The organism is Williamsia deligens, from assembly GCF_024171765.1.
Classification (GTDB): domain Bacteria; phylum Actinomycetota; class Actinomycetes; order Mycobacteriales; family Mycobacteriaceae; genus Williamsia_A; species Williamsia_A deligens.
In genome coordinates this window covers 2918928-2942056 of record NZ_JAMTCI010000001.1, presented here as the reverse complement: position 1 = coordinate 2942056, position 23129 = coordinate 2918928, and the positions used below count along the sequence as shown (strand labels likewise).

Below are 23129 nucleotides of genomic sequence, written 5' to 3'. Positions count from 1 at the left end.
CTCCTCACGCCTGTCGTCCCCACCCGACGGTGGTCAGCCCACGCTCTGGTTGCGTGCCTTCGCCCGCGACCGCTCGCGGCCACGGGTGGTGGCGTCGAGGTCGACCTTGCGCACGCGGACGACCTCGGGGGTCACCTCGACGCACTCGTCGTCGGTGCAGAACTCCATCGCCGCCTCGAGCTCGAGCTTGATCGGCTTGGCGAGGGTCTCCATCACGTCGGCGGAGGACTGACGCATGTTGGTCAGCTTCTTCTCCTTGGTGACGTTGATGTCGAGGTCCTCCTGGCGCGGGTTGATGCCCACGACCATGCCCTCGTAGGTGTCGGCACCCGGCTCGACGAAGAACGTCCCGCGGTCGGCGAGCTGGATCATCGCGAACGGGGTGACCGAGCCGGCGCGGTCGGAGACGAGCGACCCGGTGTGGCGGGCGCGGATCTCGCCGGCCCACGGGGCGTAGCTGTCGAAGACGGCGTTGGCGATGCCGGTGCCGCGGGTCTCGGTGAGGAAATCGGTGCGGAAGCCGATCAGACCGCGCGACGGCACGGTGAACTCCATGCGGACCCACCCGCTGCCGTGGTTGGTCATGTCACCCATGCGGCCCTTGCGGGCGGCGAGGAGCTGGGTGACCGCACCGAGGTACTCCTCGGGCACGTCGATGGTCAGGTGCTCGAACGGCTCGTGCAGCTTGCCGTCGATCTGACGCGTGACCACCTGGGGCTTGCCGACGGTGAGCTCGAAGCCCTCGCGCCGCATCTGCTCGACGAGGATCGCCAGCGCGAGCTCACCACGACCCTGGACCTCCCAGGCATCGGGGCGACCGATGTCGAGCACACGGAGCGAGACGTTGCCGACCAGCTCCTGGTCCAGGCGGTCCTTGACCATGCGGGCGGTGAGCTTGTGGCCCTTGACCCGACCGACGAGCGGCGACGTGTTGGTGCCGATGGTCACCGAGATGGCGGGCTCGTCGACGGTGATGCGCGGCAGCGCGACCGGGTGGTCCACGTCGGCGAGGGTGTCGCCGATCATGATCCCCGGCATGCCCGCGACGGCGACGATGTCACCGGCGACGGCCGACTCGCCCGGCGTGCGCGCGACACCGACGGTGACGAGCAGCTCGGTGATCTTGGCGCGCTCGGTGACGGGCTCACCGTCGACCTCACGCAGCCACGCGACGGTCTGCCCCTTCTTGATGCTGCCCGCGAAGATGCGGACCAGCGCGAGGCGGCCGAGGAACGGCGAGGCGTCGAGGTTGGTCACGTGCGCCTGCAGCGGCGCGTCCGGGTCGCCCTTGGGCGGCGGGACGTAGGACATGAGGATGTCGAACAGCGGGTCGAGGTTCTCGCCCTCGGGCACCTGACCGTTCTCGGGCGCGACGGTGCTGGCGATGCCCGCGCGACCCGATGCGTAGAGCACCGGCAGGTCGAGTGCGAGCTCCGCGGCCTGGGCGGCCTCGGAGTCGTCGAGGTCCGACGCGAGATCCAGGATGAGGTCGTGGCTCTCGGAGACGACCTCCTCGATCCGGGCGTCGGGGCGGTCGGTCTTGTTGACCAGCAGGATCACCGGCAGCGACGCGGCGAGCGCCTTGCGGAGCACGAAGCGGGTCTGCGGGAGCGGGCCCTCGGAGGCGTCGACCAGGAGGACGACACCGTCGACCATCGACAGGCCGCGCTCGACCTCGCCACCGAAGTCGGCGTGGCCGGGGGTGTCGATGACGTTGATGACGACCTCGGTGCCGTCGGGCTGGCGACGGTGCACCGCGGTGTTCTTCGCGAGGATCGTGATGCCCTTCTCGCGCTCGAGGTCACCGGAGTCCATGACGCGATCGACCATCTCCTCGCGTTCGGCGAACACGCCGGACTGACGGAGCATCGCGTCGACGAGCGTCGTCTTGCCGTGGTCGACGTGCGCGACGATCGCGACGTTGCGGAAGTTCTGGACAGCGTTCACAGAAATCTTTTCTTCGAGGGGATCGAGCGGGCAGTTGTCACTGTGGGCCACCGCGCGGGCACGACGGAATCGGCCGACCGCGGTGTGTGGCCGCGTCAAGGGTATCGGGTCGGCGGGAGAGACAGTCGTCACAGCGACCGATAACGATCGGATGACCGTTCGGCCGCGAATCCCACCGCCCTGAACGGACGTCCGATCCGTGGGCGATGATCACTGCGATCACCGAACCCCATCAGTCACTCCTGTCACAACGACGGGCTGCTGGGACGCGGGACGAGGAGCCGGCATGCGGCGCACACGAAGCGTCACCCTCACGACGGTGCTGACACTGGCCACCGGTGTGGTGGCTGCCGTGACCGTGGCGTCGCCCGCGAGCGCAGCCCCCTGCGGCAACCAGGGGATCCTCGGATCGAGCCTGGGCGGGTTGTTCGGCAGCGCGTTCACCGGCAGCAGCGGCGGACTGCTCGGCAAGTCGAGCGCACAGGGGGCACTGCCCTCGCTGGGCGGCGGTCCCACGCAGACGATCCGGTGGATCACGGGTCCGAAGTCCCCCAACCACACCGACAGTCGGTTCGGCATCACCGGCACCGATCTCGGCATCGGCTGGGACAACGGCTCCGGCCAGACACTGATGGCCTTCGGCGACACCTTCGGCGACTGCAACGCGTCCGGCCAGCAGTGGCGCCACAACGTGGTGCTGCGCACGACCGACAAGGACCCGTCCGACGGTGTCGACATCGCCGCCGGCGTCCCCGGCGACGTCCGCTCCGGCGCCTCGGTGTCCGCGGCGACACCGCGGTTCGCGAACGAGGCCCTGCCCGCGGTCGGGGTCAGCGGCGCCGAGGTGACCACCATTCCGACGGCCGCGATCGCCATCGACGGCGTGCAGTACATGAACATCATGTCGGTGCGGCAGTGGGGCGCACCCGGTCGATGGGTCACCAACTACTCGATCCTCGCGTCGTCGCGGGACAACGGGCAGACGTGGACCACCGACCCCCGGACGATCCGCCTGAACACGCCGGTCTCCGTGCCCGGCGTCGAACAGATCGACGACAGCAACGGCAAGTATCAGGTCAGCGCCTACCTCAAGGGCCGCGACGGGTTCATCTACCAGTACGGCACGCCGAACGGCCGCTTCGGCGCCGCGTTCCTGTGCCGGTTCGCGCCGGGCGACATCGCGGACCTGACCAAGTACACCTACTGGGACGTCAAGAGCTGGTCGCCGGACACGACGAAGTCGGTGAAGGTCGTCGGCGAGCCCGTCGGCGAGATGTCGGTGGCCTGGAACGACCGCCTGCAGCGCTACGTCATGCTGCACGGCCGCGAGACGGACGGGACGCTGGTCCTGCGGACGGCGACCGCACCGCAGGGACCGTGGAGCGCACCGGTCACCCTGCTCTCCGCGCGGCAGTCGGCGGGTGTGTACGCCCCGTACATCTATCCCGTCGCCGGCGGGGACAGCCGCTACCTGTACTTCACCGCGTCCCGCTGGGCGGACTACAACGTGATGATGCTGCGCACCGACCTCACGCAGTTGGCGACGACCTAGGTCCCGACGACCTGGGCACCGACGACGGCGACGCGCGCCGGGTCGACCTCGACGGTCACGTCGTCCCCGATCGCGACGGGGTGGTCCGCCACGGCGGCCACCCGGAGCCCGTCGACCGTACGCACCCACACGTGACGGTCCTCGGGCAGCGTCGCAACCGACTCGACGCGCACCGACACACCGCCCTGCCGGTGGTCCTCGCCCTCCACGATCACGCTGCGCGCCCGCAGTCCGAGCGTGCAGCGTGGCCGCGCGCCGGACCAGCCGACGTCGACAGGCCCCAGAGGGGTCTGCGCGACACCGTCGACGACGGGCGCCTCCAGGACCGTCGTGCACCCCACGAACCGGGCGATCTCCTCGGTGGCCGGTCGACGCCAGACGACGTCGGGTGGACCCTGCTGTGCGACGACTCCGTCGGCCATCACCGCCACCCGGTCGGCGATGACGGCCGCCTCGGTGTGGTCGTGCGTGACGAGGATCGCCGGCGTCGCCGTCGTGTGCAGGATGTCCGCGATGTCCACGGCGAGGCGCTCCCGCAGGCGACGGTCCAGGGCGGACAGCGGTTCGTCGAGCAGGAGGAGTCGGGGCCTCGGTGCGAGGGCGCGTGCCAGTGCGACCCGCTGCGCCTGTCCGCCGGACAACTGTGACACCGGCCGGTCCCCCAGCCCGGGCAGGCCGACGAGCTCGAGCATCTCGGCGACGCGCGTCGCCGTCGCGGACCGCGACCATCGGCGGGCGCGCAACCCGTATCCGACGTTGGACGCCACCGACCGGCCCGGGAGCAGCTGACCGTCTTGGAACACGACACCGAAGTCACGGCGATGGGTGGGGACGCCGGCGAGGTCGGTGCCGTCGACCCGGATGGTCCCCGCGTCGACGGGTTCGAGGCCGGCGACCGCGCGGACCAACGTCGACTTCCCGCAGCCCGACGGGCCGATCAGCGCCGTCACCGGCGCGTCGGCGGAACCCACGGTGAGGTCGAGACCGTCGAGCACGGCGACGCCGCCGTAGGTGACCCGCAGGCCGGTGATCTCCAGCATCTAGAACTCACTCCCCTCCACGTCGCGGAGCGCTTCCATCGCGACCACGACGACCGCCGTGGTGACGATCAGCAGCATCGACGCCGCCATCGCCGTCGCCAGGTACTGCGCTCCGGGCCGGTTCAGTGCCGACCCGATGAGGACGGGCAGTGTGGTCGTGCCCGGCCGGGTGACGAAGCCGGTCGCACCGAACTCGCCGAGCGCGATGACGAACGAGAAGCCCACCGCCACGCCCAGCGGACGCCAGATGGCCGGCAGGTCGACGGTCCGCCAGACACGCCACGGCCCGGCGCCGAGACCCGCCGCCGCCTGACGCACCGTCTGCGGGACCGCGGCGAGCGCCGGGAGCAGGACACGCACGACGACCGGCGCCGCGACCAGTGCCTGCACCGCGGGGACGACCACTGGCGACGACGCGACCGCCGCGGGCAGCGCCGCGAGGACGATGAGATACCCGAAGCCGAGCGTCACCGCGCTCACCCCGAGGGGCAGCAGCGTCAGGGCATCTCCGACGGCGCGGGCGGGGCCGCGCGAGCGGTGCAGTGCGACCGCGGCGAGGAGTCCGACGGCGACGGCGATGACCGTCGCCCACAGTGCGCTGATCACGCTGCTGCGCAACGTGTCCAGCGGTGTCTCGCCGTTCACGGGCACCGTGAGCGCCCGGTACCCCTCCCATGTCCACGACCCGCCTGCCGTCGGCCGGACCGATCGCAGGGCGACCACGACCAACGGACCGACGAGCACGACGAGCCCCCACAGCGCGGCCGCCAGTGTCCACGCCCGCCGGGCGGGGGTGAGGGCCACGCGGGCGCGCGGTCCCCCGATCGCCGCCTGTGTTCGAGGCGTCAGCACACGTGTCACCGCCACCGCGACGACGACCACCACGATCTGCACAACGGACACGGCGACGGCCGCCGGGATGTCGAAGTAGCCGATCGCCTGGGTGTACACCGCGGTCTCGAGCGTCTGCAGTCGACCACCGCCGAGGATCACCACGACCCCGAAGCTGGTGGCGCAGAACAGGAAGACCAGCGAGGCCGCCGAGACGACCGGGAGCGCCAGCCGCGGCGCCACGACGGTGAGGAACGCACGCGGGCCCGAGGCGCCCAGCGTGCGCGCCGCTTGTTCCGCACGCGGGTCGAGTGCCCGCCACGACGATCCGACGATGCGGACGACCACGGCCACGTTGAGGAACGCGTGCGCGGCGAGGATGGAGGCGACCGACCCGTCCAGCCCCAGCGACCCTAGCGGCCCACCCGGTGACAGCATCGCGCGGAACGCGATGCCCACCACCACCGTCGGGAGGACGAACGGAACGGTGACGACGACCATCAGCGGGGTGGACGCCCACCGGGGCACCACCGTGACCAGCCACACCAGCGGTGCGGCGACGACGAGGGTCAGCACCGTCGACGCGGCCGCCTGCGCGAGCGTGAACCCCAGCAGACCCCATGCGTTCGTCCGCGTGAGGAGCGCGCCGAGACCGGCTCCGTCGGAGACGTCGACCGCACGGTGCACCAACGCGACGACCGGCCACACGAAGAGCACGGCGAGGAACAGCAGCGGGAGCGTCGCGAGGACGCCGCCTGCGAGTCGTGCGCGCCTGTCGCGGTTCACCCGCTCGCCGACCAACCGGACACCGACACGATCCGCAGGACCAGGACACGGCGGAACGGGCGGCCGACGTACTGCGGGACGGTCGCCTCCAACCGCGCGGACAGTTCCTCGATCACCGACGGAGCCGGCTCCGCGACGTGCTCGAGGTGGGCGCGTGCCCACCACAGCCGGGTCCAGTCGTCGCGATCCCAGTGTACGACGAGCAGCGCCGCACGACGGTCGGTCTCGAGGTTGTCCTCCCGACGCAGCCGTCCCGTCGTCTTCGCCTTGACGGTGTCGACGGGGATCCCGACGAGACCGTCGACCGCGGCGTAGACCACCGGCAGCGGATCGGGGCCGCGCTCGGGGTGCAGGGTGCAGAGCACCCCGTGGGTCCCGCGGACGATGCGGGCGTGCGCCTCGTCCGTGGTCGACCGCACGATCGGGTCAGCGCCCCATGATCGAGCGCCACTCGCGCTGCCAGTTCTCCCGGTTCTTCGCGATGGACCCCGGCGACAGGTCGACGGTGTCGGTCGGCAGCGGCGCATACTTCGCCCACGACTCGGGCAGGGGCACGCCCGAGCGGACCGGGTAGACGTACATGGAGTCCGGCAGGGCCTTCTGGACCTCGTCGGTGAGCATGAAGTCGACGAGCTTGCGCGCACCGTCGGTGTTCGACGCCCCCTTGAGCACGCCGATGTACTCGACCTGCTTGAAGCACCCGTCGAGCAGCGCCTTCGTCGCGGGGTTCGCCGCGGGTGATGAGGCGTAGGAGACGACGATCGGCTTGGGGCCCTTGCCCTCTCCCCCGGAGAAGTCCTGGTTGTAGCCGACATCCCACCCCGAGACCACCGAGACCTGGTTGGCGCGCAACGCCTTCCAGTAGTCCTGCCAGTCGCCGGGCCGCGCCGCGATGGTCGCGAGGAGGAAAGCGAGACCCGGCGACGAGGTCGCGGGGTCCATTGCGACCATCTCGCCGCGGTAGCGGCTGTCGGTGAGCTGCGCGATCGACGTGGGCGCGGGGATGTTCCGCTGCGCGAACCAGGACGTGTCGACGTTGACGCACACGTCGCCGCGGTCGACGGGGGTCAGCTGCTTGCCGGCCGCACCGGAGAGGGCGTGGTCCTGCGCGCCCGCCGGCAGCGACGACGGTGTGTAGTCGGCGAGGGCACCGGCGGTCACCGGACGCGAGGCGAAGGTGTTGTCGATGCCGTAGACCGCGTCGGCCTTCGGGCGACCGGGTGTCAGCGACACCGTCGACGCGAGCTGACCGGCGTCACCGGACTTGGTGACGACCAGCTTCAGGCCGGTCTGCTTCGTGAAGTCCGCGAGGACGGAGTCGGGCAGGCTGAAGGAGTCGTGCGTCAGGAGCGTCACCTGCTTCGCGTCGTCCGAGCTCGAACACCCTGTCGCCGTCGCCACGACCGCCATCGCGGCCGCCACGAGAGCGCCGAGTCGCACCGCGCGGCGTGGCCGTCGCATCTGTCTGCCGTTCACGCTTTCGATCCAACCAGAGGGCTGCCAGCATGGGGTCATGGCCGCACGCGACGACACACTGCTGACCGACGACGAGCGGGAGCAGGCGCGCACCCGCTTCCCGGACTGGTCGGTCGACGACACCCGGATGAGCCGGTCGTACGACGCGTCGTCGTTCCTCGCCGGGATCGAGATCGTCGGGAGGGTGGCGCAAACAGCCGAGGACAGCGACCACCACCCGGACATCGACATCCGGTGGCGCACCCTCACGTTCACCCTGTCCACGCACTCGGCGGGCGGTCTGACCGTGAAGGACACCGCGCTGGCGCAGGTGATCGACAGCGAGATCGCAGCTGACGGGCAGGCAACCGGGGCATGACAGCCCCGTAACAATCGCATCACCAGTCACAGGAACCACACGCGTATCACGCTATGGTCCCCTGGGCGGCGAGCGACACGCCGCCACGACCTAGACTGACCGCTTGGCCACGGGTGTCCGTCCGACGGCCTCGAGATGACGATGATGGGATGTGAGCGCTGACCATGGGAACCCGCCGGATGTTGGGGACGACCGCACTGGGAGTCCTGACCGCCATGACGGTGCCCGCTGTCGCCTTCGCCGCGCCCGCGCCGTCTGCGCCCGCGCCGTCGAGCACGTCGACGCTGGTCGGTTCGCTGCCGCTCTCCGCGCCGTCGGCGCCGAAGATCGACAAGGCCACCCTGAACTCGCTCGGGGCGTTCCTGCCCGCCATCGTCGGGTCCGCGGCCACGCCCGGACCGGACGGCAAGATCAACGGTGACCTCATCTCGCAGGCCACGGCCATCGCCGACTCCCCGGGCATGCCGCCCCAGGTGTCGACCATCTGGCGTCAGGTCACCGGCTTCCTCGACGGCTCCGCGCAGCCGAAGCAGGTCGCCAAGGTCGCCGCTGCGGCGAACGACCCGGTGATCCCGACCGGCCCGAACGCACCGCGGATCCAGCAGTTCCTCTACCCCACCATCGGCGTCGGCTGCATCCCCGGCGGCAACTCGGTGGGCACCGCCCTCGTGACGGCCGGACCGCAGGAGGCCCCCGCCCCCGGTCCGAGGTCCGGGCAGGCCGGCTACGTCTACACCAGCCTCGGCACCGGACCCGCGCTCAACAACACCCGGGCCCCGCTGACCGCGATCTGGATCAACATCGACAACGGTCGGACAGGTCAGATCACCCTGACGCGCAACGAGAAGATCAACACCGGCGCCGGACCCGGCACGTTCACCGCGATCGCCCAGACCGGCAAGGGCCGCGTGCTCTCCGCCATCTACGGCACGGTCACCACCCGCACCAAGGGCAAGACGGTGGCCTGCCAGATCGTCCCCACGGTGGGACTCGCCTACATCTGACCTGACCGGCACCCGAGTCGGTCACGACCCCAGCACCATTCATCGCGACCGATTCGGAGTACCGCCATGTCTTCTTCCGCCCTCACCCTTTCCCTGCGGCGCGCGGTCGCGGCCGGCGCCGTCGCCGCATCGCTGCTCGCCGGTGGTGTCGCGGTCGCCGGTCCCGCCTCGGCGGACCCCGTCGCGTCACCGGAGGGCGCAGCCGCCGCCGCGCTCGCGTCGCCGACACTGACCGCGACGTCCGGGGCCGACGTCGTCACCCTGCTCGACCAGGCCAACAAGACGTTGCGGGCGCTCGGGATCCAGCCGTTCCTCAACCCGTCGGTGGCGTTCAACTGCACGACGCCGACACCGTCGAACCCGTTCGGCCTGCTGCCCGCCGCCGGCGGTGCGATCGCGGGCCCATGGGCTGCGCCGGGCCTGTCGTTGCCGAACATCCCCCTCGTGAACATCGACCCGAACGTGGTGAAGGACGGTCAGACGCTCTACGGCTTCGTCCCCGCCGGCGTCACCAGCGACCCGACCGCGACCGGGATGCAGGTCGCCTGGTTCAACACGGCAACAGGCAAGTTCGGCATCGCCCAGATGGGCAAGGCCGGTCAGACCCTCGTCGACGCATGGCTGAAGAACGTCCCGGCATCCCCGCTGAAGACCATGGCTGCGAACACACTCTCGGGCATCGTGAACACCATTGCCCCGGCGGGAAGCCGCCTCGCCCCTGTCGACACCGGCAAGGGCACCGTCCTGTCCGCGGTGTTCGGCACCGTGAACAACGGCGGCCGCAGTTGCTTCTTCCTCCCGATGGTCGGCGTCACGAACGCCTGACGCGCCGGTCGCACGCAGCACAGGTCGCCGCCGACACGACGACGAAACCCGCTGCGGCGCCGAGCAGGCGGGCCTCGGCAAGAGTTGACGTCGCCACCGCACCGACGGCCGCGCCCGCGACCCCGGTCATCAGGACGACGCCGAGCGCCCGCCCGCGTCGGCGGTCCCACCCGCGCCACACGGCCGCGACGATCGTCGTGACCCCGGCGACGATCGACAACCCCGCGAGGCCGAAGTTCAGGCCGTATCGCACCGGCAGTGCCGGCACCGCGAACAGCACGACGAACCATCCCAGGGATCGTGCGGCGGATCCGGTCACGGGGCCCATCTCCCCGTCGACACGGCCGGCATGCCACCGTGCCGCCGCGAGAACGACTCCCGCGACGGCGACCGGCACGACCCACTGTGGGGCGTGGCCGAGGTCGTAGAGCGTCAGGACGTCGTACACGGCGAGCACCAGGACGCCCAGAGCCCCGGCCGACACCGCGATCGTCACCAGCCCCGTCGACCGTTCCTTCTCTCCTGCGACCAGTCTCGACACCGCGAGCGGGGTCGCGAGCCCGGCGACGAGACGGATAACGATGTCGACGGTCGTGTACGGGTTGCTCAGCTCCTCCTCGATCAGACAGAACGTCACCGTCCAGGAGGCGGCGATCCACCACCGCGCGGCCATCACCCGCGCGAACACCGCCGGGCCGAACCACCGCGCCACCAGCAGGTAGGCGAGCATCACGAACGGCAACTCCAGTGCCGCCTGGACGTGGAGCACGGTCCACGGCCATGCCGGGAGGGCATCGGACAGCGGACCGAGGTCCGCCATGTCGAACCACCCGGGCGGCAGGTACTGCGTGATCCGGGTGGTGTCGTCGCCCCACGCCTGGTGCACGTACGCCGTCACGAACACCTGGTTGACGGCCATCACCACGACCACCGCGGTCGACCACAGACCGGGGTGGCGGATGAGTCCCCCGGCGCGCGGCGTGGTCGATCGTCGCGGGACCACGGCCACCCCCACGGCGACGGCGGCAACCACCGTCGCCGCGAGGATCACCCGCGTCGGGGTCACAGGCGCGCGGCGAAGGGAAACGGGTTGAACGACGATGAATTGGGGGCGGTGACCGTGATGGGCATCCCGACAGTCTGCAATCCGTACGGTCGCGGCGCCGCTGGACTTCGCGCCGTGACGCGGAAGGTGAGGCGACCCGCGGCGAGCTCGCCGTCCCGCACGGAGCATCACGCGCGGTGCGACCAGCGCGCGGGTTCACCGGAGATCGCGCGAACCCGCGCCGAACTGCTCAGCCCGCGCCAGGCACGGCGCGGTGGAGCGAAATCGACGCGGGCTCGCGACGGATGAAAGCTCGCGTCAGACGGGGGTCTTCTCCGGCTCCCGCGATTCCCCGCCCATGTCCTCCAGCTCGATGCCGGTGGTCTCGGGGACCTTGTACTGCACGTAGAAGTACGAGATGAACGCACAGAGCGCGAAGAACCCGTAGACGTAGGCCAGGCCGAGACTCTGGCTCACCTGCGGGAACAGCAGCGAGATGGTGAAGTTCGCGACCCAGTTCATCGCGGTGCAGACGCCGAGCGCGACACCGCGGATCCGGTTCGGGAACATCTCGCCGAGCATCACCCACATCACCGGACCCCACGTCGCGGCGAACGCGACCACGAACAGGTTGGCGCCGATGAGCGCCACGACGCCCCAGCTGCCGGGGAGGGTGACGTCGTCACCGCTGCCCTGCTGCTGGGTGAACGCGATGGCGGCGAGGACGAGACCGATGAACATCCCGACCGAGCCGATCTTGAGCAGCAGTCGGCGGCCGATGCGGTCGACGAACAGGATGGCGCCGAACGTCATCACCACGTTGATGACACCGGTGATCACCGACGTCCTGAACGACTCGCTCTCGCTGAAACCGACCGACTGCCACAGCGTCGTCGAGTAGTAGAAGATCGCGTTGATGCCGACGAACTGCTGCAGGATCGCGATCCAGATGCCCACCCACACCAGCGGGTGCAGGCCGAAGGAGTTGCCCCGGATGTCACCGAGCGACGCCTTCGACTCGCGGCGCAGGGTCAGCCGGATCTCCTTGACGCGGTTGAGCGGATCGGGCTCGCCGGTCACGTCGCGCAGGATGCGGGCGGCCTCCTCGTCGAGGTGGTTGCCGACGAGGTAGCGGGGGGACTCCGGGATCAACAGTGCGAGAACGCCGTAGACGAGTGCCGGGATGACACCGACGAAGAACATCCAGCGCCACGCCTCGATGCCGAACCAGAGATCACTCGACGCACTGCCGGCGCTGTCGGCGAGCAACGCGTCGGAGAGCAACGCGATGAAGATGCCGATGGTGATCGCGAGCTGCTGCATGGAGCCGAGCGCACCGCGGAACCGTGCAGGTGCGATCTCGGCGATGTAGGCCGGCGCGATCACCGACGCGATACCGATGCCCAGACCACCGATCACGCGCCAGACGATGAGATCGGGGATGCTCCAGGCGAACCCGGTGCCGATCGAGGAGATGGTGAACAGGAACGAACCGAGGAGCATGACGCGCTTGCGGCCCCACACGTCCGCAAGGCGTCCGGCGAACCAGGCGCCGAGCGCACAGCCGAGCAGGGCCACGGCGACGGCGAACCCCTTCATGAACTCACCGAGCCCGAAGTGGCCCTGGATCGAGTCGACGGCACCGTTCACCACGGAGCTGTCGAACCCGAACAGGAAGCCGCCGATCGCCGCGGCGACGGTGACGCCGATGACCTTCCCGACGTGCTGGTCGGTGCCCGTGGATCCGGTGGTGCTCACAATCGCCGCCTTGTCACTCGTCCGCCGCCGTCGCCCGACGACGCGTCTCGCCCGACGCGACGCTACTCCCGCCGGGTCGCGCCCCGGCGACGATTACGATCACGCCATGGTGACGTTGCGGATCGCCCAGGACCCCGTGGCCGACGAGCTGCTCTCGTCCGACCCGTTCGCACTGCTGGCGGGCATGCTTCTCGACCAGCAGTTCCCGATGGAACGCGCCTTCGCGGGCCCGGCGAAGGTGCTCGAACGCTTCGGCACCCTCGACCCCGCCACCATCGCGACCGCCGACCCCGACCAGTTCGCCGAGCTGTGCGCGACCCCGCCGGCGATCCACCGCTACGGCCGGTCGATGGCCGGCCGTCTGCAGGCACTCGCGTCGGCCGTCGTCGCCGACTACGACGGGGACACCACCCGCATCTGGACCGAGGCGACGTCCGGCAAGGACCTCGTCGCCCGCGTGCAGGCACTCCCCGGGTTCGGCGAGCAGAAGGCGAAGATCTTCACCGCACTGCTCGCCAAGCAGCTCGACGTGAAGCCCCGGGGCTGGACGACCGCCGTCGGCGACTACGGGAAGAAGGGCTTCCGGTCGGTGGCCGACGTCGTCGACGAGGAATCGCTGGGCAAGGTGCGCGCCTTCAAGAAGCAGAAGAAGGCGGAGGCGAAGCAGGCCGCCGCGGAATGACCGGCAGCGCTGAGGTGCGGTCTACGTCACACATCGATGGCCTACGCTGTCATCCATGGATGTGAAGGTCGCCGTCGAGCTGCCCCTCCGGCTCGGATTCGCCGCGACGGGCGTCGCGCTCGCCGCGGTCGAGTCCGGGGTCACCATCGCGCGCCTCACCGTCGAGAACGTGGCCCACGAGCTGAACACCGTCCTCGGCGTCGAGGACGACACGTCGTTCTCCGCCCGCACCCCGCTCCAGCTCATCGGCCAGCTGGCCGAGCTGCTCGGCCCCGACCGCCCCTTCGGCCGCATCCTCGCCCCCGGCGGCCCGCTCGACCGACTCCTGGCCGACGGCGGCGTCGTCGACCGCCTCACCGCCCGCGACGGTTCCCTGGAGAAGCTCACCGCCACCGGCGGTCTGCTGGACCAGATGGCCGAGGAGAACGGCATCCTCATCCGCCTCACCGCCGAGAACGGACCCCTCGACCGCCTGAGTCGCAAGGGCGGTGTGATCGATCAGTTCACCGAGAACGAGGGCATCCTCGAGCGTCTCACCAGCGAGGGCGGCATCGTCGACAAGCTGACCGCGCAGGACGGGCTGCTCAACAAGATGACCGAGGAGGGCGGCATCATCGACCGCCTCGTCGCCGACGGCGGTCTCCTCGACCAGCTCGTCGGGGAGAACGGCGCCGTCGAACGGGTCATCGCCCCGGGCGGTCCCATCGAGCGCATCTCCGAACTGACCGACGTCATCGGGCAACTCGCCCCCAGCATCGTGGCGATCCAGGAGACCGTGCACGAGTTGCGCGACGCCGTCGACGTCCTCAACGACGCCGTCACCCCGCTCGGCGAACTCGCCGGCCGCCTGCCGAAGCGGCTCACCCGCAACAGCGGTCGATCGCACGAGATCAACGGGCACTCCCACCACGACTGACCCGGTCCGGGCAGCGAGGCGATGGCCGGACCTTGACCTCGAGTGAACTCGAGGTTGCACGCTCGTCGCATGACGACGACCTCCCCGCCATTCGCCTACGACGACCTCCCCGACCTCGTGACCCGGATGACCGGCGACGAGAAGCACGCGCCCTCGTCGAGTTCGACCCTCGACGTCCTGTGGGTGCTCTACCACCACGTGCTGAACGTCTCCCCCGACCGCGTGGACGACCCCGGGCGCGACCGGTTCTTCCTGTCGAAGGGCCACGGTCCCATGGCGTTCTACGCGGTGCTCGCAGCGCACGGCTTCTTCCCGGCCGACTGGCTCGACACCGCGATGGCGTTCGACTCCCCGCTCGGCGGGCACCCGGACCGGTCACTCGTCCCCGGTGTCGAGATCGCGTCGGGGTCACTCGGGCACGGCCTGCCGATGGCCGTCGGGACCTGCCTGGCCCTGCGGTCGCGGGGCAGCGGCGCCCACGTCCACGTCCTCGTCGGTGACGCCGAACTCGACGAGGGTTCCAACGACGAGGCGATCGCGTTCGCGGGGGCCCGCGGGCTCGAGAACCTGACCGTCGTGGCGATCGACAACCAGTCCTCGACCCACGGCCGGCCCGGGCGGCTCGTCGCACGGTTCGCGCTGGAGGGGTGGGATGCCGGCGAGGTCGACGGCCACGACCACTCCGCGATCCGGGACGCGCTGCTCGCCCGCCCGGGGCGGCCGACGTTCGTCTCCGCACGTGTCGAGAGGAAGACCGCGTGAACACCGATCCCCGCACCCGGTTCGCCGAGACGGCGCTCGCACTCGTCGACGGGGTGCTCGTCTCCACGGGTGGATCGGTCGACATGGCGTCGATGGGACGCACCCATCAGACCGACGCCGACGTCGCCCTCGTGGCCGCCGTCCCGGGGTTCTCGGTGCACGTCCCCGGCACGGCCGACGAGGTCGAGCAGCTCCTGCGGACCGCGCACCGTCTCCGCGGACGCCACTACGTCCGGGCCACCGCACAACTGAACTCGCGGTCGTTCGACGTACGCACCCCGACGGTGCACGTGGCCCGACCCGGGTCGGGGTCGCTCGTCATCGTCGCCGTCGGACCTGTCCTCGACGCCACGCTCGCGGCGGCCGATCGTGTCGCGGACTCCCATGACCTCGACCCGACGGTGGTCTACACGGCGACGGTCCGCCCGTTCGACGCCGAGGGCCTGCGTCGCCTCGTCGGTCCTGTGCCCGACGTCGTCCTCGTGGAGCCCTACCTGCGGGGCACCTCGACGCAGGAGATCGACGCCGCACTCCTCGACCGGCCACACCGGGTGCTCGCCCTCGGGTTCGACCGCGAGGCGCCGCGGCGCTACGGCACACCCGAGGACCACCTCGCGGCGGCGGGTCTCGACGCCGACGGCATCACCCGTGCGGTGACGGACTTCGCGATACCTCAACGCAGTGCCGCGGCGAGCCGTTCGGCGTAGCGGTCGGGATCGGGCAGGCCTGTGGGCGAGGAACACACCGACACCGCGACACGTCCGCCGATCCCGTGCACCCCGTGCGTCACCGACTGGACCGGCGAGAGGGCGGGGAACCCGGCCGTCAGCACGACGCGACCGCCGCCGACCACGAGGTCGTCGGCGCCACGGTCCACGCTCGACACCACGGTGTTGCCCGTGACGCTGTCGGGCACCGCGTGGGCGTCGAACGACCGGACGCCCGACGCGACGAGAACAGCGGGCACCGCCTCCATCGCGGACGCCTCCGCCCGCGCCGCGGGATGGTGTCCCCGGCGGACCATCGCGGCGAGGTCGTCGGCGATGCGTGTCGCCCGCCGGGCGGGGTCGGGTTCGTCGACGGCGAGATCGACCCCGACGGACCGGAAGTGGTTGCGCGCCCGCCGATCCCCGACACCGGCGACCAGCACCTCGGCCCGCAGGACGGAGGCGCCGACATGCTCGGCCAGCGCCCGCCCGATCACCGTGAGCGCGCCGACGGTCACCGTGCCCCCGAGGGCACGCAGGGTGTCGACATCGGTGACCACGACCCGGAGGTCCCGACGGTCGTCCGGGCGCACGTTGACCCCGAGCAGCGGTACGCCGTCCCGACTCCGCGGCACGGTGCCCGCGTTCTCGTCGCGGACGCGATCGCGGTGGGCACGGTGTGCCCGGACACCTCGCGCCACGAGCGCGGTCGCCTGCAACGGCATCCGGGCCACGCCGCCCGCGGCGGCCACCAGCGCCGGTGGCGTCGGCCGCCCACGCCGCGCCGGCACACCGACTTGATCGTCGTCGCCGAACAGCTGCCGGGCGAGCGCCGACGCCAGCGTGCCGTCGGCGAGGGCGTGCGAGATCTGCAGCACCGCGACGACGGCGGTGCCCTGCGCGCCCGGAACGTCACCGACCCCGGGGAACAGGTGCACCCGCCACGGCAGCCGTCGGGTGTCGACCGGCACGGACATCGTGTCGCCCAGTCGACGCAGGCACCCCGCCCAGTCGCCGACGTCGTGGACACGCACCGCGTCCGCGGTCACCGTCGTCGGCGACCACCGCGGATAGTCCAGATCACCGGGGACGTCGACCACACGCACACACAGATCGTCGATCGCGTTCGCGCGCTGCGTGATCCGAGCGGCGAGGCCTCCGGGCGCGGCACCGTCGAACGCGTACAGCAGGAACTGGTCGCTGGGGATGGCCTCCGACATCCACAGGGCCTGGGCGTCGGTCGGCGTGAGCCGCCCGACGATCGACGGTCTCCGGTGCACGCCGTCCGACGCTACCGGGCCGGGCGACGGGCCGGCCGTGCCGACGCCACCCGACCCGGGGCGGACCGTCAGCGCTTGCCGGCGCTCCAGGCGTACGGGAGATCGGTGCCGTTGAGGACGTGCGCACCGATCGCCTGCAGCTTGTAGATCAACGGGTTGTGCACCGAGATGGTGCGCGCGTTGCGCCAGTGCCGGTCGAGCCGCAGGTGCTCGGCGGTGATCGACGCGCCGCCGACCTCGAAGAGCTGGGTGGTCGCGTCGAGGACGAGCGGGATCACGACGGCCTGCGCGTGGGACGAGGCCAGCTCGGCGGCGTCGAGCAGGGCGGTGTCGAAGTCGCCCCGCTGCGCGGCGTCGTCGAGGGCGGCGTCGAGTGTGTCCGCCACGGCCAGCACGGTCGTGCGGGCGACGTAGGCGGCGCTCGACAGCCTGCCGATCACCTGCTGCACCAGCGGGTCCTCGCGCGGCAGGTCCGCGACGGCGTGGGTGTAGCTGCGGGTGCGGTCCCGCACCCATGCTGCGGCGTCGTCGGTCGCGCGACGGGCGATGCCCGCGAGCACCGCGAGTTGCACCAGCTGGAGGTAGGACGTCGCGTAGGTCGCGCCGGCGCCGCCGTAGCCCGGTCCGAGCAGGCGGTCGGCCGGGACGCGCACGCCGGAGAACTCGGTGGTCCCGCTGGCGGTGAGTCGCTGCCCGAAGCCGTCCCAGTCGTCGTGCTGGGTGACGCCGGGCGCATCGGAGTCGACCAGGATCGACACGCGCTCCCCGTCGAGGTCCGCGGCGACCAGGATGTGGTCGGAGTAGAGGCTGCCCGTGCTGTAGTACTTCGTCCCGTCCACCACGTACTCGTCGCCGTCGCGGCGGACGGTGGTCCGGTAGCGGTCGACGGCGCCGACGCCGGGTTCGGTGATCGCGTTGCCGACGAGCGTCCCCCCGGCCACGGCGCGCAGCCAGCGCTCACGCTCCGACGCGTCGGTCGAGAGACGCTGGTCCTCGACGAAACTCCAGTGGACGCGCAACGCCTGCGGGAGATTCGACTCGGCGGCGGCGAGATCGACCAGGAGTCCGAACAACTGGCGAACACTCGCACCGAGTCCACCGAACTCCACGGGAACGCGCAGTGCGCCGAACCCGGCCTCCCGCAGTTCGCGGGCCTCGTCGTAGGCGAGCCGGCGGTCGATCTCCCGTTCCACCGCACCGGCGGCGATCCTGTCGAAGATCGGCGCGAACCGGGCCGTCAGTTCGGCGTCCGTGGGCGCGTTGTCGCTGGTGTGGGTGCTGGGTACGGTCGTCTCTGTGCTCACGACCGTAGAGTGTCGGGGAGATCACCCGGGCCTGGTACCCCTGCGATCACACTGAGCGCAAACGACTCTCATGTGACACAGCACCATGGGTCGCGAGCCGTCTTGACAGCGCTGTGGCGTCCGTGTTGACTCTTCCTTGGTTGTTGTTTTTGTGTTCGATTGTCGCTCGCAGAACTTCACACGAGTGCGCGTCGGACTTTCTTCTCGAATTCCCTCGCTCCCGTAGTGGCACCACCCTGGGCCGGGCAAACCGCACGGTCCGATCAGTTACACAGCAGTAGGAGAAACACCATGAGCCAGGGAACCGTGAAGTGGTTTAACGCCGAAAAGGGCTTCGGCTTCATCACGCCGGACGACGGCGGCAAGGACGTCTTCGTCCACTTCAGCGAGATCCAGGGTTCGGGCTACCGCAGCCTGAACGAGAACGATCGCGTGACGTTCGAGACCGAGCAGGGCGCCAAGGGCCCCCAGGCGGTCGGCGTCAACGCCGTCTGATCTCCCTCGAGATCTTCCTCGGCCCCGCCCCTGACCTCACGGTCGGTGGCGGGGCCGAGTTGCGTCTGCGGTCGTCCGCGGCGGATCAGCCCGGCAGCAGGTCAGGGCGGTGGACGAACGCCGCCGCGCCCACCACCGGCGCCGCGTCACCCAGCTGCGCGGGCACTACCCGCGTCCGCGCCACGTAGGGCAACGGGTGGGTCGCCACCCTGCGTCCGATCCGCGCCACGAGATCATCGGTCACCCGGGCGAACCCGCCACCGATGATCACCAGGTCGAGGTCCAGCAGCGCGCACGCGCTGCAGATCCCCTGCGCCACAACATCTGCCAGTCGGTCGACGGCAGCCGCCGCGGTCGGGTCACCGGCGCGGACGGCGACGGCGAGGTCCTCCCCGGTCGTGCCGTGGAACCCTTGGGATCGCGCCCACGCGACGGTGTGCGGACCGGATGCGACCGACTCCAGCGTCGTGCGGCTGCCCAGGCTGGGTTCACCGACATGACCGGAGACCTCGATCTGGCCGATGTGCCCCGCGTTGCCGGCGACCACCCGCCCGCCGAGCAGGATCCCGCCACCGATACCCGTCGAGACGACCATCGCCATCATCGACGCGACGCCGACGCCCGCACCGAGCCAGTGCTCGGCGAGCGCGATGGCGACCCCGTCCCGGCGCAGGGTCACCGGGATCCCCCCGACCACCGGTGCGGACGAGATGACCTGCAGCAGGGGATGATCCCGCCACGCCGGCAGGTTGATCGGGCTGACCCGTCCCGCCACGTCGTCGACCGGTCCCGCGCATGCGACACCGATCCCGACGAGGTGGCCGCCGCCCACCGCCGTCCGCGCCGCCCCGGACGCCATGACCTCGGCGAGGACCCCGAGCACGGCGGCGTCGAGCTCGTCGGACGACGCCGAGCGCCCGGTCGGCGCCCGCGTGAGGGTGCCCTCGACGACGACACCGCGGGAATCGACCAGCGCAGCCTGCACTTTGGTCCCGCCGATGTCGACGGCGACCGCGACGTCCGGCGGATCGGCCATGAGCACGAGCCTAGGCGGTACGACCGGCGCGACCGAGCCGGTCGAACACACCCCGAGCTCGTCGGATGCGCGCGGTAGCGTCGGACGGCGATGGACATCCGACAGCCCCCCGCCACCCTCGACACACAACGCTCCGCCGTCGCCACCCGTGTCATCGAGGCCCTCGCGGGCCCCGGGGCCGAACTCCGCGACGACCAGCTGACCGCCGTCGCCGCACTCGTGACCCCCGGCGCGCGCGTCCTCGTCGTGCAGGCCACGGGCTGGGGCAAGTCGGCCGTCTACTGGGCGGCGACGGCCATCCTGCGCTCCGAGGGCGCCGGGCCGACGCTCATCGTCTCGCCGCTGCTCTCGCTCATGCGGGATCAGGTCGCCGCGGCACACCGCGCAGGGCTGACCGCGGCGACGGTGAACTCCAGCAACGTCGACGACTGGTCCGCCATCGAGGCCGACCTGCGCGACGGCGCCCTCGACGTGTTGCTCGTCTCGCCGGAGCGGCTCGCCAACCCCGGGTTCGGTCGCCGCGTCCTCGACGCGGTCGCCACCCGCCTGGGCATGCTCGTCATCGACGAGGCCCATTCCATCTCCGACTGGGGTCACGACTTCCGTCCGGACTACCGCCGCGTCGCCGACGTGTTGTCGAGCACCGATCCACAGATGCCCGTGCTGGCCACCACCGCCACCGCGAACACCCGTGTCACCGAGGACGTCGCGCGACAGCTCGGTGAGGCGACGCTCGTCCTGCGCGGCCCGTTGGCGCGACGGTCGCTGCAGCTCAACGTGTTGCCGTCGATGAGTCCGCTCGAGCGGTACGCCTGGGTGGCGCAACACATCGACCGTCTCCCCGGATCGGGGATCGTCTACGTGCTGACCGTCGCCGACGCCGACCGCCTCGTCGCGGCCATCCGGACCGTGCACGGACAGGACGTCGACGTCGCCGCGTACACCGGTCAGCTCGACTCGTCGCGGCGCCATGAACTCGAGGACGCCCTGCGCGACAACCGGCTGAAGGCGCTCGTCGCGACCTCGGCACTCGGGATGGGGTACGACAAGCCCGATCTGGGGTTCGTCGTGCACGTCGGGTCGCCGCCCTCCCCGGTCTCCTACTACCAGCAGGTCGGCCGCGCGGGCCGTGCCATCGACGAGGCCGTCGTGGCGTTGCTCCCCTCCCCCGCCGACACCGGCATCTGGGACCACTTCGCCACGGCGACCATCCCGGACCCCGTGCAGATGCAGGCCGTCCTCGCCGAACTCGCCGCCGCAGGCGACGGCGAGGCGCCGTCGGCCGTCGCCGTCGAGGCGTCGACCGGCATCCGGCGCACCCGCGTCGAGCTGATGCTCAAGCAACTCGCCGTCGACGGGGCGGTCGAACGGGTCGACGGCGGGTGGCGCTCCACCGGCACCGAATGGCGCTACGACGCAGAGCACTACGACGGGATCATCGCGACGCGTCGCCGCGAGGCCGACATCATGCGGGCCTACACCCGCGGTGAGCGGTGTCTGATGGCGCTGCTGATCGAATCCCTCGACGACCCCGACGCCGCCGCGTGCGGGCGGTGCTCGGTGTGTCGTGGTGCGCTGTCGTCCGGGCTGTTGGAGACGGCCTCCGGCGACATCGCCCGGACGATCGCCGGCGCACTGCGATCGGGGGCGCAGGAGCTCGCGCCCCGCAAGATGTGGCCGGGTGGCGCATTCGGCGCGAAGGGCCGCATCCCGGCCCACCTCGCCGCGGAGCCGGGCCGGGTGCTCGTGCACGCCGACGCGCCCGAGTGGGCGGAGACGCTCGCCGCGGCGCTACGCGGTGAGGACGACGCCGTCGGCGAGATCGCCGACGCCGCGGTGCAGGCCCTGTCCCGGTGGCGGTCGGACTGGGTGTCGCGACCGGAGATCGCGGTGACGCTCACCCTGACGGGCAGCGATCTCGCCGCCCGCGTCGCCGACCACCTCGCGGGGGTCGGCTCACTCGACCGCGCGGACCAACCCGTCGAGTCGCGCGATCAGGTCGACCGGGATGCCTCCGGCGCCGATGAGGCGGCGCACTGGCGAGCGTCCATGGATCCGGCACCCGCCGAGATCGCCGGGCGCACCGTGCTGCTCGTCGTCGACGCGACCCGGTCGGGCTGGCCGGTCACGGTCGCCGCAGCACATCTGCGCGACGCCGGAGCCGGTCCGGTGCTCCCCCTGCTCATCCATCGCCCGGCCTGAGCGACGGGCAGGTCAGTCGCGCCAGGACCCGCGCAGGTACTGCGGGCGGTACGGGGCCTCATGGTGGTCGAGCCCGAGGGCGTGGGCGGCACGTAGCGGCCAGGCGGGATCGCGCAGCGCCGCGCGCGCGAGGAACACCGCGTCGGCCTGGCCGGTGGTCAGGACGGTCTCGGCCTGCTCGGGATCGGTGATGAGGCCGACGCCCGCGGTCGGGATGGACGCCTTCTCCCGGACCTCGGACGCGAACCGGACCTGATATCCGGGGGCGACGGGGATGTCGGCGAGGACGTTGCCTCCCGTCGAGGCGTCGACGAGGTCCACGCCCTCGTCGACGAGCCGCTGGGCCAGGGCGACGGAATCGTCGCCGCTCCACCCGCCCTCGGTCCAGTCGGTGGCCGAGATCCGCACGAAGAGGGGCTTGCCCGCGGGCCAGGAGTCGCGGATGGCGCGGACCACCTCCAGCAGCAGGCGGATGCGACCGTCGAAGTCGCCGCCGTAGGCGTCGTCGCGGTGGTTCGACAGCGGCGAGAGGAACTCGTGGAGCAGGTAGCCGTGGGCCGCGTGCACCTCGACGACGTCGAACCCGGCCTCGTCCGCTCGACGGGCCGCGGCGGCGAACGACTCGACGACACCGGCGATCTCGTCGACGGTCAGTGCGCGCGGGGTCGCGTAGCCCTCGAAGGCGATGGCCGAGGGGGCGACCGTCTCCCACCCGCCCTCGGACGCGGGCAGTGAACCGTCCTCGTCGACGAAAGGGGACCGGGTGGACGCCTTGCGGCCGGCATGGGCGAGTTGAATGCCGGCGCGGGAGTCCTGGGCGTGCAGGAAGTCGACGATGCGCGCCCATGCGCGCATCTGCTCGTCGTTCCAGATGCCCGCGTCCTCGGCGCTGATCCGTCCCTCGGGCACCACGGACGCCGCCTCCGTCATCACGAGGCCGAACCCGCCGATGGCGTGCGAACCGAGATGGGCCAGGTGCCAGTCGCCGGGCACGCCGTCACGGTCGAAGCAGCTGTACTGACACATCGGGGACAGCCAGGCCCGGTTCGGGAACGTGACGTCGCGCAGGGTCAGCGGGGAGAAGAGGATCGGTGCACTCACGAACGGGTGCAACGGGGCGACC

The 23129-nt window shown here is 71.1% G+C and carries 21 protein-coding genes; 10 read left to right on the top strand and 11 right to left on the bottom strand.

The window, feature by feature from the left end; translation table 11 throughout:
• Positions 1-33: 33 nt before the first annotated feature.
• Entirely contained in the window at positions 34-1947 is a 1914-nt protein-coding gene (typA, locus tag LX14_RS13575; protein ID WP_253647699.1) for a translational GTPase TypA, read from the bottom strand.
• A 286-nt stretch (positions 1948-2233) separates the two neighbouring features.
• On the opposite strand from typA, the gene LX14_RS13570 reads away from it, so the two are divergent.
• Positions 2234-3499 (top strand): glycoside hydrolase family 183 protein, encoded by a 1266-nt coding sequence (locus LX14_RS13570; RefSeq protein WP_253647698.1) that lies wholly within the window; start codon positions 2234-2236, stop codon positions 3497-3499.
• Here LX14_RS13570 and LX14_RS13565 read toward each other — a convergent pair.
• From LX14_RS13565 to LX14_RS13550, 4 genes are read right to left on the bottom strand one after another with little or no spacing between them, the layout of a single operon-like run.
• Positions 3496-4539: an ABC transporter ATP-binding protein gene (locus LX14_RS13565; protein WP_253647697.1), complete on the bottom strand. Its 1044-nt coding sequence runs from the start codon at positions 4537-4539 to the stop codon at positions 3496-3498. The two genes, LX14_RS13570 and LX14_RS13565, sit on opposite strands and share 4 nt — an antisense overlap.
• Positions 4540-6171: an ABC transporter permease gene (locus LX14_RS13560; protein ID WP_253647696.1), complete on the bottom strand. Its 1632-nt coding sequence runs from the start codon at positions 6169-6171 to the stop codon at positions 4540-4542.
• Positions 6153-6575: a PNPOx family protein gene (locus tag LX14_RS13555; RefSeq protein WP_253647695.1), complete on the bottom strand. Its 423-nt coding sequence runs from the start codon at positions 6573-6575 to the stop codon at positions 6153-6155. The genes LX14_RS13560 and LX14_RS13555 overlap by 19 nt, the downstream gene beginning before the upstream one ends.
• 7 nt (positions 6576-6582) lie before the next feature.
• Entirely contained in the window at positions 6583-7617 is a 1035-nt protein-coding gene (locus LX14_RS13550; protein ID WP_301283677.1) for a thiamine ABC transporter substrate-binding protein, read from the bottom strand.
• A gap of 52 nt (positions 7618-7669) precedes the next feature.
• On the opposite strand from LX14_RS13550, the gene LX14_RS13545 reads away from it, so the two are divergent.
• The 3 genes from LX14_RS13545 (at position 7670) to LX14_RS13535 (ending at position 9819) form a co-directional block, all read left to right on the top strand.
• On the top strand, positions 7670-7990 hold the full coding sequence (locus LX14_RS13545) for a 4a-hydroxytetrahydrobiopterin dehydratase (RefSeq protein ID WP_253647693.1): 321 nt from the start codon (positions 7670-7672) through the stop codon (positions 7988-7990).
• A gap of 179 nt (positions 7991-8169) precedes the next feature.
• Positions 8170-8994 carry an Rv1157c family protein gene (locus LX14_RS13540; RefSeq protein WP_253647692.1) on the top strand — a complete coding sequence of 275 codons (825 nt, stop codon included), beginning with the start codon at positions 8170-8172 and terminating at the stop codon, positions 8992-8994.
• A 66-nt stretch (positions 8995-9060) separates the two neighbouring features.
• Positions 9061-9819: a hypothetical protein gene (locus LX14_RS13535; RefSeq protein ID WP_253647691.1), complete on the top strand. Its 759-nt coding sequence runs from the start codon at positions 9061-9063 to the stop codon at positions 9817-9819.
• On the opposite strand, the gene LX14_RS13530 is transcribed toward LX14_RS13535, so the two are convergent.
• Together LX14_RS13530 and LX14_RS13525 are read right to left on the bottom strand one after the other, a co-directional pair.
• Complete coding sequence (locus tag LX14_RS13530; RefSeq protein ID WP_253647690.1) at positions 9806-10885, bottom strand: hypothetical protein; 1080 nt, start codon at positions 10883-10885, stop codon at positions 9806-9808. The two genes, LX14_RS13535 and LX14_RS13530, sit on opposite strands and share 14 nt — an antisense overlap.
• Before the next feature lie 297 nt (positions 10886-11182).
• Complete coding sequence (locus tag LX14_RS13525) at positions 11183-12622, bottom strand: sugar porter family MFS transporter (RefSeq protein ID WP_253647689.1); 1440 nt, start codon at positions 12620-12622, stop codon at positions 11183-11185.
• A gap of 106 nt (positions 12623-12728) precedes the next feature.
• On the opposite strand from LX14_RS13525, the gene LX14_RS13520 reads away from it, so the two are divergent.
• The 4 genes from LX14_RS13520 to LX14_RS20985 all read left to right on the top strand — a co-directional run bounded on the left by LX14_RS13520 (position 12729) and on the right by LX14_RS20985 (position 15689).
• Positions 12729-13304 (top strand): HhH-GPD-type base excision DNA repair protein, encoded by a 576-nt coding sequence (locus LX14_RS13520; RefSeq protein WP_253647688.1) that lies wholly within the window; start codon positions 12729-12731, stop codon positions 13302-13304.
• Between the two features lie 55 nt (positions 13305-13359).
• A complete protein-coding gene (locus LX14_RS13515; RefSeq protein ID WP_253647687.1) occupies positions 13360-14220 on the top strand; it encodes a hypothetical protein in 861 nt (286 codons plus the stop codon).
• A 69-nt stretch (positions 14221-14289) separates the two neighbouring features.
• Positions 14290-14982 carry a thiamine pyrophosphate-binding protein gene (locus LX14_RS13510; protein ID WP_253647686.1) on the top strand — a complete coding sequence of 231 codons (693 nt, stop codon included), beginning with the start codon at positions 14290-14292 and terminating at the stop codon, positions 14980-14982.
• Positions 14979-15689, top strand: a complete 711-nt coding sequence (locus LX14_RS20985) for a transketolase C-terminal domain-containing protein (protein WP_253647685.1) — start codon at positions 14979-14981, stop codon at positions 15687-15689. Before LX14_RS13510 ends, LX14_RS20985 begins: the two co-directional genes overlap by 4 nt.
• Here LX14_RS20985 and LX14_RS13500 read toward each other — a convergent pair.
• Positions 15656-16969, bottom strand: coding sequence for a WS/DGAT domain-containing protein (locus LX14_RS13500; protein WP_253647684.1), 1314 nt, complete (start codon positions 16967-16969; stop codon positions 15656-15658). The genes LX14_RS20985 and LX14_RS13500 overlap by 34 nt on opposite strands.
• Before the next feature lie 68 nt (positions 16970-17037).
• Complete coding sequence (locus LX14_RS13495; protein WP_253647683.1) at positions 17038-18273, bottom strand: acyl-CoA dehydrogenase family protein; 1236 nt, start codon at positions 18271-18273, stop codon at positions 17038-17040.
• A 291-nt stretch (positions 18274-18564) separates the two neighbouring features.
• Here LX14_RS13495 and LX14_RS13490 point away from each other — a divergent pair, with 291 nt between their 5' ends.
• Positions 18565-18768, top strand: coding sequence for a cold-shock protein (locus tag LX14_RS13490; RefSeq protein ID WP_253647682.1), 204 nt, complete (start codon positions 18565-18567; stop codon positions 18766-18768).
• A gap of 85 nt (positions 18769-18853) precedes the next feature.
• Here the strand turns inward: LX14_RS13490 and LX14_RS13485 are convergent, their stop codons facing one another.
• Positions 18854-19804, bottom strand: coding sequence for an ROK family protein (locus LX14_RS13485; RefSeq protein ID WP_253647681.1), 951 nt, complete (start codon positions 19802-19804; stop codon positions 18854-18856).
• A gap of 90 nt (positions 19805-19894) precedes the next feature.
• Between LX14_RS13485 and LX14_RS13480 the strand changes: the two genes are divergently transcribed.
• Positions 19895-22006, top strand: a complete 2112-nt coding sequence (locus LX14_RS13480) for a DEAD/DEAH box helicase (protein ID WP_253647680.1) — start codon at positions 19895-19897, stop codon at positions 22004-22006.
• Positions 22007-22018: 12 nt separating this feature from the next.
• Here the strand turns inward: LX14_RS13480 and LX14_RS13475 are convergent, their stop codons facing one another.
• Complete coding sequence (locus tag LX14_RS13475; RefSeq protein ID WP_253647679.1) at positions 22019-23107, bottom strand: NADH:flavin oxidoreductase/NADH oxidase; 1089 nt, start codon at positions 23105-23107, stop codon at positions 22019-22021.
• Positions 23108-23129: the final 22 nt, after the last annotated feature.

Bases quoted from the DNA above. Each gene is read 5' to 3' on its own strand.
- LX14_RS13570 (WP_253647698.1), top strand. From the start codon at position 2,234: ATGCGGCGCACACGAAGCGTCACCCTCACGACGGTGCTGACACTGGCC.
- LX14_RS13565 (WP_253647697.1), bottom strand. From the start codon at position 4,539: ATGCTGGAGATCACCGGCCTGCGGGTCACCTACGGCGGCGTCGCCGTG.
- LX14_RS13550 (WP_301283677.1), bottom strand. From the start codon at position 7,617: ATGCGACGGCCACGCCGCGCGGTGCGACTCGGCGCTCTCGTGGCGGCC.
- LX14_RS13545 (WP_253647693.1), top strand. From the start codon at position 7,670: ATGGCCGCACGCGACGACACACTGCTGACCGACGACGAGCGGGAGCAG.
- LX14_RS13540 (WP_253647692.1), top strand. From the start codon at position 8,170: ATGTTGGGGACGACCGCACTGGGAGTCCTGACCGCCATGACGGTGCCC.
- LX14_RS13535 (WP_253647691.1), top strand. From the start codon at position 9,061: ATGTCTTCTTCCGCCCTCACCCTTTCCCTGCGGCGCGCGGTCGCGGCC.
- LX14_RS13520 (WP_253647688.1), top strand. From the start codon at position 12,729: ATGGTGACGTTGCGGATCGCCCAGGACCCCGTGGCCGACGAGCTGCTC.
- LX14_RS13515 (WP_253647687.1), top strand. From the start codon at position 13,360: ATGGATGTGAAGGTCGCCGTCGAGCTGCCCCTCCGGCTCGGATTCGCC.
- LX14_RS13510 (WP_253647686.1), top strand. From the start codon at position 14,290: ATGACGACGACCTCCCCGCCATTCGCCTACGACGACCTCCCCGACCTC.
- LX14_RS13490 (WP_253647682.1), top strand. From the start codon at position 18,565: ATGAGCCAGGGAACCGTGAAGTGGTTTAACGCCGAAAAGGGCTTCGGC.
- LX14_RS13485 (WP_253647681.1), bottom strand. From the start codon at position 19,804: ATGGCCGATCCGCCGGACGTCGCGGTCGCCGTCGACATCGGCGGGACC.
- LX14_RS13480 (WP_253647680.1), top strand. From the start codon at position 19,895: ATGGACATCCGACAGCCCCCCGCCACCCTCGACACACAACGCTCCGCC.